The sequence below is a fragment of the Pseudohongiella sp. O18 genome, assembly GCF_021729085.1.
In the GTDB taxonomy this organism is placed as follows: domain Bacteria; phylum Pseudomonadota; class Gammaproteobacteria; order Pseudomonadales; family Pseudohongiellaceae; genus Pseudohongiella.
In genome coordinates, this window is sequence record NZ_JAJSAR010000001.1 from 32,778 (window position 1) to 48,025 (window position 15,248).

The following is a 15,248-nucleotide window of genomic DNA, read 5'->3' on the forward strand; positions in this document are numbered from 1 at the left end:
AACTACTCCCCGGCTGCGATCCAGACGCGTGAATCACGAACTGTCACAGCGAAGGTCTGCAACCTGACAGAACCATCTTCAAGACATTCTCCACTGCGCAGACAGAAGTGCTGCTTGTAGACTGGAGAAGCCACAACCAGCCGGCCTCCTATATCACCGACAATCCCGCGCGAAAGAACATTGGCGCCACTGAAAGGATCATGATTCTGAACCGCGAAGATTCCATCCCGCGTATTGAATATGGCAACCTGCGCCTTGCCCAGGCGTGCTGCAGCACCTGTGCCCGGGACTATCTGATCGATATCCGCGATATCAAACCAATCGCTGCGCTGCACGGCAGCCGCTTCCATTTGCTGACTCATCACACTACCTCCACGAGTTCTACCTTGTCTTTTTCCTCTGCCCGCGCGGGACGCTTTTGACCGCGCTCGCGCACATAAACGATCTGTTCATCGGGATTGTCGTCGTTCAGGAATGGCCGGAAGCGTTGTAGCGCCACCGGATCTTCGATAGTTCGTTTCCATTCGCACACGTAGGTATCAATGACACCCTGCATTTGTGCCTCCAGTTCAGCGGCTATGCCAAGCGAATCATTGATGATGACGTCCTGCAGGTACTCGAGCCCGCCCTCGAGGTTGTCGCGCCATATTGACGTGCGCTGCAGGCGATCCGCGGTGCGAATGTAAAACATCAGGAAGCGGTCGATGTATCGAATCAGTGTCTCGTCGTCGAGGTCACTTGCAAACAGCTCGGCGTGCCGGGGCCGCATGCCGCCATTTCCACAAACGTAAAGATTCCAGCCTTTTTCCGTCGCAATGACGCCAACATCTTTACTCTGGGCCTCGGCGCACTCCCGTGTACAACCGGAAACTGCCATCTTCAGTTTGTGCGGTGATCGCAGTCCGCGATATCTTTCCTCAACGTAGATGGCCATGCTGACAGAGTCCTGTACGCCGTACCGGCACCAGGTTGATCCGACACAGGACTTCACTGTTCGCAGCGCTTTACCGTACGCGTGGCCCGATTCGAAACCAGCGTCGACCAGATCACGCCATATAAGTGGCAGCTGCTCTACACGTGCACCAAACAGGTCAACACGCTGACCGCCGGTAATTTTTGTATACAGGTCATATTTCTGTGCGACCTGTCCCAGTACGAGTAACTTCTCCGGGGTAATCTCACCACCAGGAATTCTAGGTACGACAGAGTAGCTGCCGTCTTTCTGAAGGTTGGCCAGGAAGTTGTCATTGGTATCCTGCAGACCAACGTGTTTAGGGTCGAGGACGTAGTCGTTCCAGCATGATGCGAGAATGGACGCCACTGCTGGCTTGCAGATGTCGCAACCGCGGCCGGTACCGTGACTTTCAAGCAGCTCATCGAAACTGCGGATCTTGTTCACTCTCACCAGATGGTAGAGACCCTGCCGACTGTAAGCAAAATGCTCGCAGATGTGATCATTGACCTCGACACCACGACGCTTCAGTTCGGCGTCGAGAACCTGTTTGACCAGTGTGGCACAGCCACCGCAGGTCGCTGACGCTCGTGTTTCGGTTTTTAACGCGCCGATTGTCATACAGCCACTTTCTATTGCCTGACACAGGGCGCCTTTCGACACATTATTGCAGCTACAGATCTGGGCCTGCGCCGGCAGGGCATCCACACCCAACACAGGCTTGTTGTCCGAAGGCAGTATCAGGCTGACGGGAGACTCAGGCAAATCAAGTCCATTCAGGGCGTATTGCAGCAACATGTCATAGTCACTGGTATCACCTACCAGCACGGCACCCAACAGGCGGGTAGCGTCTTGGTTGATAACCAGTTTTTTGTAGAAGCCCTTGATGCTGTCTTCAACAACGCACACCCGACTCCCTTCGGTATTACCGTGAGCATCACCGATAGATCCCACTTCTACGCCTAGCAGTTTTAACTTTGTGCTCATGTCGGCGCCACTGAAAGGCTCGCCCTGGTCGCACAGATGGCCGGCAAGTTTGCGTGCCATGTCGTAACCGGGTGCTACCAGACCAAATATGCGAGACTGCCAGAGCGCCACTTCGCCGATGGCAAAAATGGCAGGATCGGATGTCATACAGTGATCATCGATGACAACACCACCGCGATCGCCTATGGTCAGGCCACAGTCTCTTGCCAGTTTGTCCTGAGGACGTATACCGGCTGAAAAGACAACCATATCGGTCTCCAGCTCACCATCAGCAAACACCAGCCGATGCCGGGCCTTATCACCCGCCTCGATACGCTGAGTAGCCTTCGACGTGTGAACATTCACACCGAGTGCTTCAATTTTCTCTCGCAACAACTGACCACCCCGGGCATCCAGCTGCACCGCCATCAGTTGTGGTGCAAATTCAATTACATCGGTCGTCAGGCCCAGGTCTTTCAATGCCTTGGCTGCCTCAAGCCCGAGCAGGCCACCGCCGATGACTACCCCTCGACGACAGCCTTCGGCAGCCGCCTTGATCTGGCGCAGATCTTCCAGTGTGCGGTAAACGAAACAGGCTTCACGGTCGTGCCCTGGGATTGGCGGAACAAAGGGATAGGAACCGCTTGCCAGGACCAGTACATCATAGTCAACGACAGTTCCTTTGTTTCCAGAGACCTTGCGTTCAGCCCGGTCGATCGTTGCTGCCGCTTCGCCAATGATCAGGCGAACACCGTGGCGCTCAAAAAAGGCCAGGTCTGTCAGCGCAAGATCCTCATCAGTGGCGCCGCTGAACCAGCTGCTGAGCTGGACTCGATCATAGGCTGGACACGGCTCTTCACAGAAAACAGTAATCTGAAAATCCTGATCCATGGCGACCAGCTCTTCCAGGAAGCGCTGCCCTACCATGCCATTACCGATCACTACCAGCTGTTTCGTTTGCATCTCTATTCCCCTGCGCTCGTGCGGGCCATTCGATTTTCTGTAAGCCAGAAAACAAAAAAGGCGCTCATCACACGAATGTTCGTGTCATGAGCGCCTTTGCCCGGTGTACTTTTGTCTGCAGTATCTGCTCGCCGTTGAGCAGGACTGATTAAATGAATCCTGCTATGACGCCAGCAATTCCTGTGCCAGATGTTTTGACTACATCAGATCGAGAGTCTCAATTGCCGGAAAATCCTGTGTATAAAGGATCAAATCCTGCCCTTGTCCTTTTGTACTGACTATTCCTGGTTTGCAAAAATCACATTTCCCCAGTCCACTGATGCTTGATTTTTGTGCATGACGCACCAAAAGAATGCGGATTCCTGCCGAATTAGAGACACATACCGGGTCACTGAATTGCAGCCCAATTCCGGATCAAGTTTCCGCCTGGACAATGAGTTAAGTGTGATACCCGTAGTCTTGCCATGGCTCTGGCACACTTCCTGCATTGCCCTTCCTGACATTTGTCGGTAGTCCAATGAAGGGCCAGCCGATCCGATAACGGGCAATGGCGCCCACAGACGCAAGGCACTTAAAACGCCTGACGACTGTGGGCGCTTTTTTATTTATAGCGAGGGGGTTTACCGTGAAGCAGCAAGGAAAACCAGCACAAATTCTGAACCGATTCATCAAAAGTATACGCGCAGTTACATTGTTACTGGGTTCACTGACAGCTGGTGCAGGGACAGCAAGTATTGCTCACGCTGAAACTGGCTGGCCAGAAAAAGCAGAGCTTACTATTGGCTTTATCAAACTGACCGACATGGCACCCCTGGCAATTGCCTATGAGAAATTCTACTTCGAGGACGAAGGTTTATATGTCACTCTCGAGCCACAGGCAAACTGGCGTGTGCTGCTGGATGGCTTGATTGACGGGCGCCTGGATGCAGCCCACATGCTCGCCGGGCAGCCACTTGCAGCGACAATCGGCTATGGCACTCAGGCAAACATCATCACACCGCTCAGCCTGGACCTGAATGGCAACGCCATCACAGTTTCCAACGACATCTGGTCAAAGATGCTGCCACATCTGGAAACCGAGAATGGTGAGGTCAAGCGACCAGTCTCAGCCAGCGCGTTGCGTCCGGTAGTCGACCATTACCGCCAGCAGGGAATGCCCTTCAATATGGGCATGGTATTTCCGGTATCGACGCACAATTATGAATTGCGCTACTGGCTGGCGGCAGCCGGCATTCACCCAGGCTTCTATGCTCCACATAAAGGCGATACCGCTGGAACACTAAGTGCCGAGGTTCTGCTCTCAGTGACACCACCGCCGCAGATGCCTGCCACTCTGGACGCGGGCACGATCCTGGGTTACAGCGTTGGCGAGCCATGGAACCAGCAGGCTATCTACCGCGGAATCGGTGTACCGGTAGTCACCGACTACGAAATCTGGAAGAACAACCCGGAAAAAGTGCTCGGCATGACAGAGGAGTTCGCACGTGAAAATCCGAACACCGCCGTCAGACTGGTAAAGGCGCTGCTACGCGCTGGCAAATGGCTTGACGCGGAGAATAATGCAAACCGGGAAGAGGCCGCTCAAATTCTGTCTCGCAGTGAATATGTAGGGGCCGACTATGAGGTCATCGCAAACTCCATGACTGGCACCTTTGAGTATCAAAAGGACGAGGTTCGATCAGTCCCGGACTTCAACGTATTCTTCCGACATCATGCGACCTATCCCTATTACTCGGATGCGATCTGGTATCTCACCCAGATGCGTCGCTGGGGTCAGATCAGCGAACCCAAAAGTGATGAGTGGTACTTTGAAACTGCAGCAAAAGTCTATCGGCCTGACATCTATCAACAGGCCGCTGAAGACCTGATCAACGAGGGCATTCTGAGCCTTGAAGATTTTCCTGACTTCTCCACCGAGTCCGGTTACAGACCCACTCAGGACGAATTTATAGATGGTATCCCCTACGACGGTAAACAGCCGAATGCGTATCTGCAGTCACTGTCCATCGGATTGAAAGACGAAATATTGTAAGAGGTAGTAACGATGTTGCAACGAGCCCGAGTAATGACCAGCGAACTTCTCAACCGCATGTCTGGCGTCGACATGTCGGCATTGCTCAGGTCGTGGACGCTGACCGTATTTGGCATCATTGCCTTTGTCCTGCTTTGGGAGCTGGGCGCCAGCCGTATCGATACGGCACTGGGTAAATTCCCGGGTCCTCAGCAGGTATGGAGCCAGACCCAGAGTCTGTATGATGATCATGTGCGAGAACAGGAGCGGCGCCAGGACTTTTATGAGCGACAGGACCAGCGCAACGCCGAACGCCTGGCAGCCAACCCGGATGCAGAGGTTCAGTTCCGCGACTACACAGGCAGACCCACGTTCCTGGATCAGGTAAAAACCAGTCTGATCACCGTCGCATTCGGATTCACACTTGCCATGCTGGTAGCGATACCACTTGGCATCGTCTGTGGCCTCAGCAATACCATGTACAGTGTCGTCAACCCGGTGGTGCAGGTATTCAAACCAGTGTCTCCACTGGCCTGGCTGCCGCTGGTTACCATGGTTGTCAGCGCCCTGTACGTTACGGAAAGCCCGCTGGTCAGCAAGGCATTTCTGACCTCCGCCATTACTGTTGCCCTCTGTTGCCTCTGGCCTACGGTCATCAATACAACTGTTGGTGTCGCCAGCGTAGACAAGGACCTGATCAACGTCAGTCGGGTCATACAGTTACCGGCACTTCAGCACGTGCGAAAGATCGTTTTGCCATCAGCCATTCCGATGATCTTTACCGGCATGCGTCTGTCACTGGCGACTGGCTGGATGGTGCTGATCGCGGCAGAAATGCTGGCACAAAGCCCGGGGCTGGGTAAGTTTATCTGGGATGAGTTCCAGAACGGCAGCTCGGACTCACTTGGAAGAATTATGGTGGCCGTGCTCGCGATCGGCCTGATCGGATTTCTGTTGGACAAACTGATGCTGCTGTTGCAGCGCCGCATGAGCTGGGACAAAACCACGGCATTGCGGTAGAGCATCACCAAAAAAGGACAGGAGAGACTCATGAGAAGTTATCTGGAACTCAGCAACGTAAGTATCGAATTCACCTCCAAGAACAGTACATTTCGTGCTCTGGATAAAGTCAATCTGCATGTCAACAAGGGTGAATTCGTATCCTTGATTGGCCACTCCGGTTGTGGCAAATCGACGGTCCTGAATATTGTGGCTGGTCTTTATCAGGCAACTGAAGGCGGTGTCATTCTGGAGGGCAAAGAGATTGATGCGCCAGGGCCCGATCGCGCGGTGGTATTTCAGAACCATGCGCTGTTGCCGTGGCTGACGGTCTATCAAAACGTTGAACTTGCTGTTGCACAGGTATTCAAGGGGAAGCGCAGCCCATCGGAGATTCGGGACTGGATCTTACACAACCTTGACCTGGTTCATATGACACATGCCATGGACAAGTATCCGCACGAAATCTCCGGCGGTATGAAGCAAAGGGTTGGCATCGCACGTGGACTTGCCATGGAACCCAAAGTATTGCTGATGGATGAACCATTTGGTGCCCTCGACGCGCTGACACGCGCTCACTTGCAGGACGAGGTCATGCGCATTCATGCCAGCCTCAACAACACCGTAATCATGATCACCCATGACGTCGATGAGGCCGTGCTGCTCTCGGATAAAATCGTCATGATGACGGTTGGTCCAAACGCGCGTATTGGCAATATTCTGGATGTAGCGCTGCCCAGACCACGTGATCGTCTGGCCATGGCCAACGACACGCAATACAACCACTATCGCCAGGAAGTACTCAAGTTTCTGTATGGCGGCCACAGCCAGCGGGAACTTGCAGCCTGACCAGCCTTAAGTGGCCGGCAGCGCTGGCCAATACTTTGGCAGCTTGACCGCCGGGCACGGTTACGGCTGCAGAATGTCGGCCATCTCTATCACTGAACGTGCCACATCTGTCAGGCGACGGCTCTGGTTCATCGCGGCCTGGCGCAGCGCCCGGTAAGCTTCATCTTCATTCAGCCCTCGATGCTTCATAAGAATCAGCTTGGCGCGTTCGAGCACTTTGCGCTCCTCCAACGCCGATTTGGCTGCATCCAGCTCGGCTCCCATCTCCTGCAGGCGCCGCGCCTGAAATTGCAGCAACTCCATCATTGAGCGTCCCACAGGAGGTTGTTCAGTAACTGAGCTATTGGCGTCTGCCGCGCTGACCGGCACCAGAAAAACGGTATTATCAGGGCCAGCCTGCCTATCCAGCTCTTCGAGCGCAAGCTGATTGCAGTCCAAGAGCTGCCTGGCCTCAGAGAGTTGCACCTGGCACAACTGTTTCAATGCCAACTGAAGTTTCTGTTCAATGTCATACATGGCATCAATGCGCTCGGTGGCTATCCGGAACCATCGATCAGCCAGCGACTCATCACCAAGACTGCCACCGCGGGCGGCAAGCGCTCGCAGGCCCTTTAACTCAGGAATAATGGCTGCGCTTCCAAGCTCAGACCATAGGCGCAATGAACGCTCATCGGCAAATTGGGCAAAGACTTCAAAGCAGCGCTCCTGGGATTCAACCAGGTGTTGCAGCCGGCTTACCTGATCTGCGGTGAACTGGCGGGCTGCGAAACCAGCCGAGCCGACAGCTCGCTCCTGACCAGCCAGCTCCTTGCCCTGCATGAAATTGAACAGAGCGACCAGGCCTCGCGTAATTGCAGGATCGGACGCGGCATCTGCTGTTTCAAACACAACCCCCAGCAATGATTGAATCACCTGCGAATACGCGTCTGTCACTTTATTCAGCGCAAGCTTTCGCGACAGCACCTGGTCACGCAGCACTGCAATACCGGTCAACAGGTGCACTGCACTGGCTATCCGGCTAAACAGGCGTGCGCCGCCCGGAAACACGCCCAGCTCAGCGTTGGCGCGGCTAAGTGTCAGGTGAAAACTGCCTGTTTCACTGTCAACCTGCTTCTGAATGACCTGCAAACGGTCCTGGTAGTCCTGACCGCCTGAAGCCAGATACACATTCGATGCACCGCGCTCTCTCTGCAAAGCATGCACCAGCGCACCGATAGCTGACACGAGTTCGCCCAGCGCAAGAAAACTTGTCAATCCCTGTATTTCGCACCGTTTGGAGGCAACCAGAAAATCTGCCGCACTCATAGCCAATATCCTTTAGCTTACTTGCTTACCACATCAGGTCATCAGGAATCGGGTAATCCTTGTAAGGATCGTCATCATCCGCACCGTCCGTTGCTTTGTCGGCTCTGAAAATAACCGCATCCGCGAAACGCTCGGCTATCTTGTCCGCTATTGTCGCTGGCACGATAACATAGCGTGTGCCGTCACTGCAGATTGCCAGCATACCGGCAGCCAGTTGGTCCTGCTGCTTCTGGCTGACATAGATCTGTTTGATTTTACTGGTGTTAGGATCCGTGAAATTAAACCGGACATCACCATCTGTCTTGATACCGCTGTGCTCCAGCATCTGTTTAACCTGCGCCCGCATGGCCTTTTGTCGTTCGGCCTCGACTCGCTGCAGGTTTAACTGTCTGTCGCGCTCGGCTTTCTCCGCACGTTGCTGCTCAATACGAAGCTGTGTGTCATTTGGAGTCGCAACGCCCTTTTTCTGTTTTGGCTGTTTGTTCTGTTGACGCTGCTCTTTCTGCGCCTGCTTGACTTTTTTCTGATCAACCAGGCCGGCTTTCAAAAGTTGGTCGGCGAGTGATTTTGGCATACTAATCGTTCTCTTAGCGTTCCGTTTATGACGTTTATAGCGTTTTCCCCGGGCAAAAACCGGTTTTGAGAAGCCGGGATTGTCGCCATCACCATTATCAGTTCATAATGTGATGACTACCTCGTTGATAGTCTCGTTTATCATGCCCAAGCTGCAACGTCTGCTTGCTATTCTATTCAGCATTATATGCCTGATTACGGTCTTTATCACCGTCAGTGCCGCATCAAAGGCGCGCGAGGAGCGCACCAACCACGCGCTGGCAAGTGATGCCTATCAACGTATTCTGCAGATTGAAAACCTAGTGACAGCCCTGTTCGAGGCCGAATCCAGCCAGCGAGCGCTGCTGGTGACTCAAGACAATGTCTATTTCCTGGAGCATCAAAGTCGGCGGCAAGTGGTTGAGTCCTTACTTGTGCCCTTTCAGACCAACAGTACATCAGGCAATGACAGCACGGCGCAGGAACTGGTATCCCTGACGAATGAGCGCCTGGCGTTGATGGATCGTATCAGTCAGACCCTGCAGTCTAGTGGTGTCGCGGCCGCCGCAGAAAGTCTGCATGCTTACGAAGGTAAGTTTTTGATGGACCAGATCGTTGCCGTAGCTGCGGAACTGACAGCCAATGAGCGGGACGGGCTGCAGGCGCGCAGTGCTCTCTCAAGTGACCATACAGATCAGCTTACATGGCTTTTAGCATCAGTGGCTGCTCTGAATCTCATTCTACTCTCAGGTGCTTTTCTGGCGATCAGCAATACGCTTCGCAAAAACTCAACGCTGATGTTCAAAGCGAAAAGCACAACTGATGATATTTCCCATATCAATCAGCTCAGTAGCAGCCTGCAATCATGCAATTCGCTGCCTGAGAGCGTACCGGTACTGCAACACTATTTGCTGCGGCTGTTTCCATCCAGCAGTGGCGGGATCTATCTGCTTCGTGCATCGCGTAATCTGCTGCAGTTATCAGCCTCCTGGGGTGACATCACCGGCTTGCCGGATCCGATCGAACCAAATGACTGCTGGGCACTGCGACTTGGTAAATCACACATCATGCCGGATCGCCGTTCGGCGCTGCCCTGCCCCCACCATGAGTCTGACGCCTCCAGCATCTGCATTCCCTTGCTGGCACAAAGTGACATTGTAGGCCTGTTGACCCTGCGGTTTGAAAACCCCCGATTGCTTGTGGAGTCACAGGTTCGCGCCGAACTGGTCGCAACACATACCAGTGCGGCACTGGCCAGCATTATCCTGCGCGAGGCGCTCCAGCAACAGAGCATCCGTGACCCGCTGACCGGACTTTTCAATCGGCGTTATCTGGAAATCACGCTGGAAAGGGAGCTGACGCGAGCCGAACGCAGTAAAGCCTCACTCAGTATCATGATGCTGGATGTCGACCACTTTAAGTCCTTTAACGATCAGTTTGGCCACCAGGCAGGTGACCATGTACTAAAAGAATTTGGTCAGGTTTTGCGCAAACAGGTCCGGGGGGAGGACATCCCATGCCGCTATGGCGGTGAGGAATTTCTGGTCGCTATGCCCAACACTTCGGCCGACGAGGCCAAAATGCGTGCCGAGGAAATACGACAGCAACTGACAAACCTGTCACTGGCTTTCCAGGGACAGCCGCTGCCCCGCATCACAATTTCAGTCGGTGTCGCAGCATACCCGATGCACGCGAGCGATCGTGATGCGTTAATACACATTGCCGACAATGCGCTGTACAGTGCCAAAAAACAGGGTAGAGACCGGGTAGTGGTTGGCTGATTGATTTTGTTATTGCTCTGTATCTGTTTTCTTCTTCTCGGGCAGATTTGCCACCTGTTCCAGATAGGGTTTCAACAGCCGCCCGCGAGCCCAGTGATTGAAGGTCAATGTTCCAGCCACACACAAAGGTACGCACCAATCCAGGTATTTCAAGGCATTTTCTGCAAATGGCGGTGAGGCTATTATCGCAAGCAGTAATGGTAAACCTATAAAAAGCGCCGTTCCGAATAACAATGATAGTGGAAACAGCAAATGCAGCCAGACCGCATTCGGCCCGCGAGAAGCCATTCGCAGCGCCTGTTGAACTCGAAAGCTTTCTTCGTCTTGCTTATTATTGATTGCTTGTACCACCGGCGTCCGAACCATGGTCATCTGATCCGGCTGGCATGGCATCAAGATATACCTTGGACACTTTCAGCATCACGTAGCGGTGCCAGAAGGCAAGACCAGCGAAAAGCAAACCAAACCCGCTGTCTGCAAGGACAAATATCGATAGAAGCGACATCCCTAAACAACCGATGAACATTACGGTCAAATTGACACGGAAGTTCTTGGAGGCGGCGGATTTAAGTTCGAGAAAGAAAAAGTACTCAAAAAATTTTTTCAATCGATTCACCTGGATATAGCGTGGCGCCCTACGTAATAGGCGTAAAGGCGCAACGCATCTCGTTAAACTCGTCTAGGAGCCAAAATCAGTTCCGTAACAACTAGCAACCGCCCCCACTGCCGAGTAAAAAATCGCCGCTGGCCCGAAAAAAGGCGATACTCCAAACCCAATCAGTGACACAAAGCAATCTACCCCCATGGTCTCCGGAGGCCCTTCATCACCGCCACCGCCCACCATTCCAACCTCCTGCACACTTAACTCTCTCATCACACTTACTCCCTGTGTATTAATGAAGCCTGCAATAGTGGTATAGACTAGCCAGCAGCACATTGCCCAAAAAAAATCACAACTCAGGCCAAGACAATGCCAAATCTGCTTCCGACATCTGCGCTGTTCCTGCTACTGACAACCAGCACCCTGGTCGTCGCCCAGCCGTCCGACAACACTGATTTTGACCTACAGGCCCACCGCGGCGGTCTGGGGCTGGTGACCGAAAGCACGCTGCAGGCTTTTGCTAATGCGCTTGAGCTGGGTGTCAGCACGCTCGAGCTGGATACTCAGGTAACGGCCGACGGTTATGTGGTTGTCACTCATGATCGTCAGGTGCTGCCACACCGATGCCTGGATACTGCCCCTGCCACAGCTGACGATCCGCAGTTTCCATACGTAGGCAAATACATCAACGACCTGAGCTGGTCTCAGGTCAGAACACTGGATTGTGGCTCACAGCGGGCATCTGCCCATGCCAGTCAACAGACGGTGCCTGGTGCGCGGCTGGTTCTGCTCAGCGAAGTCTTCGATCTGGTCAAGCGTCATCGCGCCTTCGATGTCATGTTGAACATCGAGACCAAGGTCGAGGCTGGTGCACCTGAGGAAACAGCGCCACGTGAGGTCTTCGTGCAGGCAGTCATTGACCAGATCTACGAGCACGATATGCAGCACCAGGTCAGCATCCAGAGTTTTGACTGGGGCGCCCTGATGCATGTGCGTGAGTTGGCTCCTGAGTTGCCCATTATTGCACTGTCCAATGAGCAGTCCTTCCTGCAGTGCGGTATGCCCGGCGCCTCGCCGTGGACTGGCGGCATCGACATGGACGATTTTGACTGCAATCTGCCCGCCGCTGCCGCGTCGTTTGGCGCTGATGCAATCTCTCCTGTGCACGGGCACCCGCAGGATGCCAGCGTGACTGAAGCCAACTACCAGCCTTTCACTACGCCGGAGATGGTCACGCAGGCGCAAACGCTGGGAATAAGAGTGATCCCATGGACCATCAATGACGCGGCCACCATGGCACATCTGATAAGCATCGGCGTTGATGGCATCATTACCGATTACCCTGACCGTTTGCGCACAATCCTGGCCACTGAAAATCGTCCACTGCCTGCACCACAGGCGGCAGTTGAACCAGAAACCAGTGACCTCGGAGAACAATCCATCCTGAGCCTGCAGCAACGGATGGCAACTGGCACGCTCAGCGCGGAACAGCTTGCCCAGCACATGCTGGGGAGAATCAGTCGTTACGATGATCAGGGCCCAGCGCTTAACACAATCATCACGCTAAACCCGGATGCTGTTGCGCAGGCACGACGACTGGACGAAGAACGTCAGTTCAGTGGACCGCGCAGCCTGTTGCATGGCATCCCGATACTACTGAAGGACAACTACAACACAACAGATATGCCAACGACCGGCGCATCGCAGGCACTGGCAGACTTTACCCCGAGTGCTGAAGCCACGCAGCTAAGGCTGCTGCGGGAAGCCGGCGCCGTGATACTGGGCAAAACCAATCTGCATGAATTTGCCTACGGTATTACGTCCATCAGTTCGCTGGGAGGACAGTCGCGCAACCCCTACGATCCATCTAGAGTGCCAGGTGGCTCCAGCGGTGGCTCAGCAGCAGCTGTGGCTGCCGGTTTCGCAACTATCGCGACTGCTTCGGATACCTGTGGCTCAATTCGTATTCCCGCGGCCTTTAACAATCTGGCAGGGTTGCGTCCCAGCAAGGGCCTGAGCAGCATTTACGGCATCATGCCGCTTGCCAGCACCCCTGATGTCGGCGGTCCACTGGCTCGCCATATCGAAGATCTGGCCATCGTATTGGACCTGACCACAGGTTACGACCCACTTGATGAGGCAACCGCTGTCATGCTGAGCCGCAGTCGTCCGCAGTTCCAGCGTCACCTGAATACAGCAGACATCGAGGGGCTGCGTGTTGGCCGTCTGAGCAATTATATGGATAGCGCGACTCCCGAAGTTGCACAAATGATGGCGCAGGCTTTCAGCGAGTTTGACCGGCTAGGGGCGGAGATAATTGATATTTCGATTGAAGACATGTCTGCTCTGATCAGCGCCTCAGGCTTGATTGGACACGAATTCGAAGCTGACCTGAACCACTACCTCCAGACCTTTGGCAGTGTGCGCTACCCGACGCTGCAAAGCATAGTGGAAAGTGGCCTGTATCATGAAGCCGTCGCCAACCTGCTGCAACGAAGCGCCGCCGGCGAACAGAATCCGGAAGCTTACCGCCAGGCTCTGGTAGCTCGTCAGCCCTTGCAGGCGGCCATTGATTCCGTGATGGCAATGCATGACCTGGACGTGATTGCCTACCCACCCATTGGCGCACTGCCAGTGCTGACAGGTGAGAGCCAGCCGGGCAACAACTGCAGTCTCAGTGCTAACGCGGGCTACCCGGCACTTTCTGTGCCGGTCGGGTTTTCCGCAGATGGCCTGCCGATGGGAATCGAGCTGCTGGGCGGCTATATGAGCGATGTACGCCTGCTGTCGATTGGCCATGCCATCGAGCAGGCGTGGCCACAGCGTCGCGCGCCGATATTAGACCAGTGACAACTGAATATTGAATGTGGTGCCGAGGCTTTCATCCGAGGTGACGGACATATGGCCCCGATGATGCTCAGTGACAATAAAGTACGGATACGAGAGGCGCTGTTCAACCGGGCACGCCTCTGCGCCATCGGCGGACGCGAAGAAGGGCTCAAAAATACAGACCTGAGCCTGCTCGCTTAGCACCTGTCCTTTGTGTTCGATCTTGATCCATATCGAATCAAAAAACTTGCCGATACCGATCTTGATCTGAGGGCGCTGTCCCTCCGCCAGTGAGTCGGATTTCAGCGCATAGAAGGCACTGCGCAGCACACGCAGGAAGACCTGCTGCAACTCATTGGGATAACAGGCAATTTCAGGTACATCACTGCCATAGTCGCGTAGAATATCCACATCAGTAAAGTCCAGCCCGTCAACGTCCACCAGCAGTTTTGATGCCAGCTCGATGCTGCGTTCAACGATATCAGGGATGGCAGCAGTCTGTTTGACATCACGGTGACCACGCGACAGATCCAGCAGGTTCTGGACAATAGTATTGGCTTGCCGAGCACTCTGACCAACGACATCAACTTCGCGTAGCAGGAAGGTTTTTACATCGCCCAGGTCGCTGCTATCAAGGCGCTCGCGCGAGCGGTCCACGCGCTGCAGTATGGCGTCAATCGGCCTGCTGATATCGTAGGCCATTGCCGATGCAAGTTCGCCCAGTGCCGAGAGCTTGTCCCGCTCGGCAACTTTGTTTTCGGCGTTCACCTGCTTGGTGACGTCGGAAATCAGGATCACGATGCCTGTCTCGTCATTGTGCTTGAGACGGTACAGCGTAATGTCATAGGTGTACTGGCCGCGCTGGCTGTGCTTGAGCTGCAGTGTCTCGCCACGCTCAAGCACGTCATTGACCTGTTCTTCCGTCAGGGTGATTCCAGGATAGGCCTGCCACAGGTTTTCTCCCACTACATCCGCGTAGGGCCGGCCAGTAAACTCTTCTGCCGTTTTATTCCATTGGGTAACTTTGAGCTTGTCATTGATACCAACCAGCATCACCGGCATCGAGTTGACGATGCTGGCGATATAGGCTTCTCGCTTGCGCAGCTGTTCGGCGGTTTCCTGCAACACCTGGGTGCGCTGCGCAACCCGCTCCTCGAGCGTGGCCTTGATCTCGGTCAGCGCCCGGTTGGAGCGGCGTGCCCTCAGGTGAGCTCGAATCAAAAACCCCATGACAATCAAGAGGATGATGATCAGCAGGCTGGCACTGGTGTTGGCAATGTATTGCCAGTTGGTGCGCCCGTCCTCATAGCGAAATACCGCGAAGATATCAGCGTATGCGCTAACACTGACGCTCAACAATGCAAATAGGCCCAGTACCCGCTTCATGCAATCATTCCTACCAATCATGCAGACTTGAAAGGCGCAGATTATATCACGTAT

12 protein-coding genes are annotated in these 15,248 nt (G+C 54.2%); 5 read left to right on the forward strand and 7 right to left on the reverse strand.

What is annotated here, in order from left to right:
* Positions 1 to 2: 2 nt before the first annotated feature.
* Positions 3 to 362: a nitrite reductase small subunit NirD gene (nirD, locus tag LVD14_RS00175; protein WP_237132011.1), complete on the reverse strand. Its 360-nt coding sequence runs from the start codon at positions 360 to 362 to the stop codon at positions 3 to 5.
* Positions 362 to 2,881: a nitrite reductase large subunit NirB gene (gene nirB / locus LVD14_RS00180; protein ID WP_237132012.1), complete on the reverse strand. Its 2,520-nt coding sequence runs from the start codon at positions 2,879 to 2,881 to the stop codon at positions 362 to 364. Before nirB ends, nirD begins: the two co-directional genes overlap by 1 nt.
* A gap of 625 nt (positions 2,882 to 3,506) precedes the next feature.
* Here nirB and LVD14_RS00185 point away from each other — a divergent pair.
* From LVD14_RS00185 to LVD14_RS00195, 3 genes are read left to right on the forward strand one after another with little or no spacing between them, the layout of a single operon-like run.
* Positions 3,507 to 4,913 (forward strand): CmpA/NrtA family ABC transporter substrate-binding protein, encoded by a 1,407-nt coding sequence (locus tag LVD14_RS00185; RefSeq protein ID WP_317622172.1) that lies wholly within the window; start codon positions 3,507 to 3,509, stop codon positions 4,911 to 4,913.
* 33 nt (positions 4,914 to 4,946) lie between these two features.
* Positions 4,947 to 5,912 (forward strand): ABC transporter permease, encoded by a 966-nt coding sequence (locus tag LVD14_RS00190; protein WP_317622171.1) that lies wholly within the window; start codon positions 4,947 to 4,949, stop codon positions 5,910 to 5,912.
* 30 nt (positions 5,913 to 5,942) lie between these two features.
* Positions 5,943 to 6,740, forward strand: coding sequence for an ABC transporter ATP-binding protein (locus LVD14_RS00195; RefSeq protein ID WP_237132013.1), 798 nt, complete (start codon positions 5,943 to 5,945; stop codon positions 6,738 to 6,740).
* A gap of 60 nt (positions 6,741 to 6,800) precedes the next feature.
* On the opposite strand, the gene LVD14_RS00200 is transcribed toward LVD14_RS00195, so the two are convergent.
* Together LVD14_RS00200 and LVD14_RS00205 are read right to left on the reverse strand one after the other, a co-directional pair.
* On the reverse strand, positions 6,801 to 8,045 hold the full coding sequence (locus tag LVD14_RS00200; RefSeq protein WP_237132014.1) for a nitrate regulatory protein: 1,245 nt from the start codon (positions 8,043 to 8,045) through the stop codon (positions 6,801 to 6,803).
* 25 nt (positions 8,046 to 8,070) lie between these two features.
* Entirely contained in the window at positions 8,071 to 8,619 is a 549-nt protein-coding gene (locus LVD14_RS00205) for a DUF2058 domain-containing protein (protein WP_237132015.1), read from the reverse strand.
* A 112-nt stretch (positions 8,620 to 8,731) separates the two neighbouring features.
* On the opposite strand from LVD14_RS00205, the gene LVD14_RS00210 reads away from it, so the two are divergent.
* Positions 8,732 to 10,378, forward strand: coding sequence for a diguanylate cyclase (locus LVD14_RS00210; RefSeq protein ID WP_237132016.1), 1,647 nt, complete (start codon positions 8,732 to 8,734; stop codon positions 10,376 to 10,378).
* Positions 10,379 to 10,387: 9 nt separating this feature from the next.
* On the opposite strand, the gene LVD14_RS00215 is transcribed toward LVD14_RS00210, so the two are convergent.
* Positions 10,388 to 10,750, reverse strand: a complete 363-nt coding sequence (locus tag LVD14_RS00215) for a hypothetical protein (protein ID WP_237132017.1) — start codon at positions 10,748 to 10,750, stop codon at positions 10,388 to 10,390.
* Positions 10,710 to 10,985 carry a hypothetical protein gene (locus LVD14_RS00220; RefSeq protein WP_237132018.1) on the reverse strand — a complete coding sequence of 92 codons (276 nt, stop codon included), beginning with the start codon at positions 10,983 to 10,985 and terminating at the stop codon, positions 10,710 to 10,712. The genes LVD14_RS00215 and LVD14_RS00220 overlap by 41 nt, the downstream gene beginning before the upstream one ends.
* Before the next feature lie 363 nt (positions 10,986 to 11,348).
* Here LVD14_RS00220 and LVD14_RS15495 point away from each other — a divergent pair, with 363 nt between their 5' ends.
* Positions 11,349 to 13,829, forward strand: a complete 2,481-nt coding sequence (locus LVD14_RS15495) for an amidase family protein (RefSeq protein ID WP_317622667.1) — start codon at positions 11,349 to 11,351, stop codon at positions 13,827 to 13,829.
* On the opposite strand, the gene LVD14_RS00235 is transcribed toward LVD14_RS15495, so the two are convergent.
* A complete protein-coding gene (locus LVD14_RS00235; RefSeq protein ID WP_237132019.1) occupies positions 13,818 to 15,194 on the reverse strand; it encodes a PAS domain-containing protein in 1,377 nt (458 codons plus the stop codon). The two genes, LVD14_RS15495 and LVD14_RS00235, sit on opposite strands and share 12 nt — an antisense overlap.
* Positions 15,195 to 15,248: the final 54 nt, after the last annotated feature.

Coding starts and splice junctions, on each gene's coding strand:
- nirD (WP_237132011.1), bottom strand. CDS start 362: ATGAGTCAGCAAATGGAAGCGGCTGCCGTGCAGCGCAGCGATTGGTTT.
- nirB (WP_237132012.1), bottom strand. CDS start 2,881: ATGCAAACGAAACAGCTGGTAGTGATCGGTAATGGCATGGTAGGGCAG.
- LVD14_RS00190 (WP_317622171.1), top strand. CDS start 4,947: ATGACCAGCGAACTTCTCAACCGCATGTCTGGCGTCGACATGTCGGCA.
- LVD14_RS00195 (WP_237132013.1), top strand. CDS start 5,943: ATGAGAAGTTATCTGGAACTCAGCAACGTAAGTATCGAATTCACCTCC.
- LVD14_RS00200 (WP_237132014.1), bottom strand. CDS start 8,045: ATGAGTGCGGCAGATTTTCTGGTTGCCTCCAAACGGTGCGAAATACAG.
- LVD14_RS00205 (WP_237132015.1), bottom strand. CDS start 8,619: ATGCCAAAATCACTCGCCGACCAACTTTTGAAAGCCGGCCTGGTTGAT.
- LVD14_RS00210 (WP_237132016.1), top strand. CDS start 8,732: ATGACTACCTCGTTGATAGTCTCGTTTATCATGCCCAAGCTGCAACGT.
- LVD14_RS00215 (WP_237132017.1), bottom strand. CDS start 10,750: ATGACCATGGTTCGGACGCCGGTGGTACAAGCAATCAATAATAAGCAA.
- LVD14_RS15495 (WP_317622667.1), top strand. CDS start 11,349: ATGCCAAATCTGCTTCCGACATCTGCGCTGTTCCTGCTACTGACAACC.
- LVD14_RS00235 (WP_237132019.1), bottom strand. CDS start 15,194: ATGAAGCGGGTACTGGGCCTATTTGCATTGTTGAGCGTCAGTGTTAGC.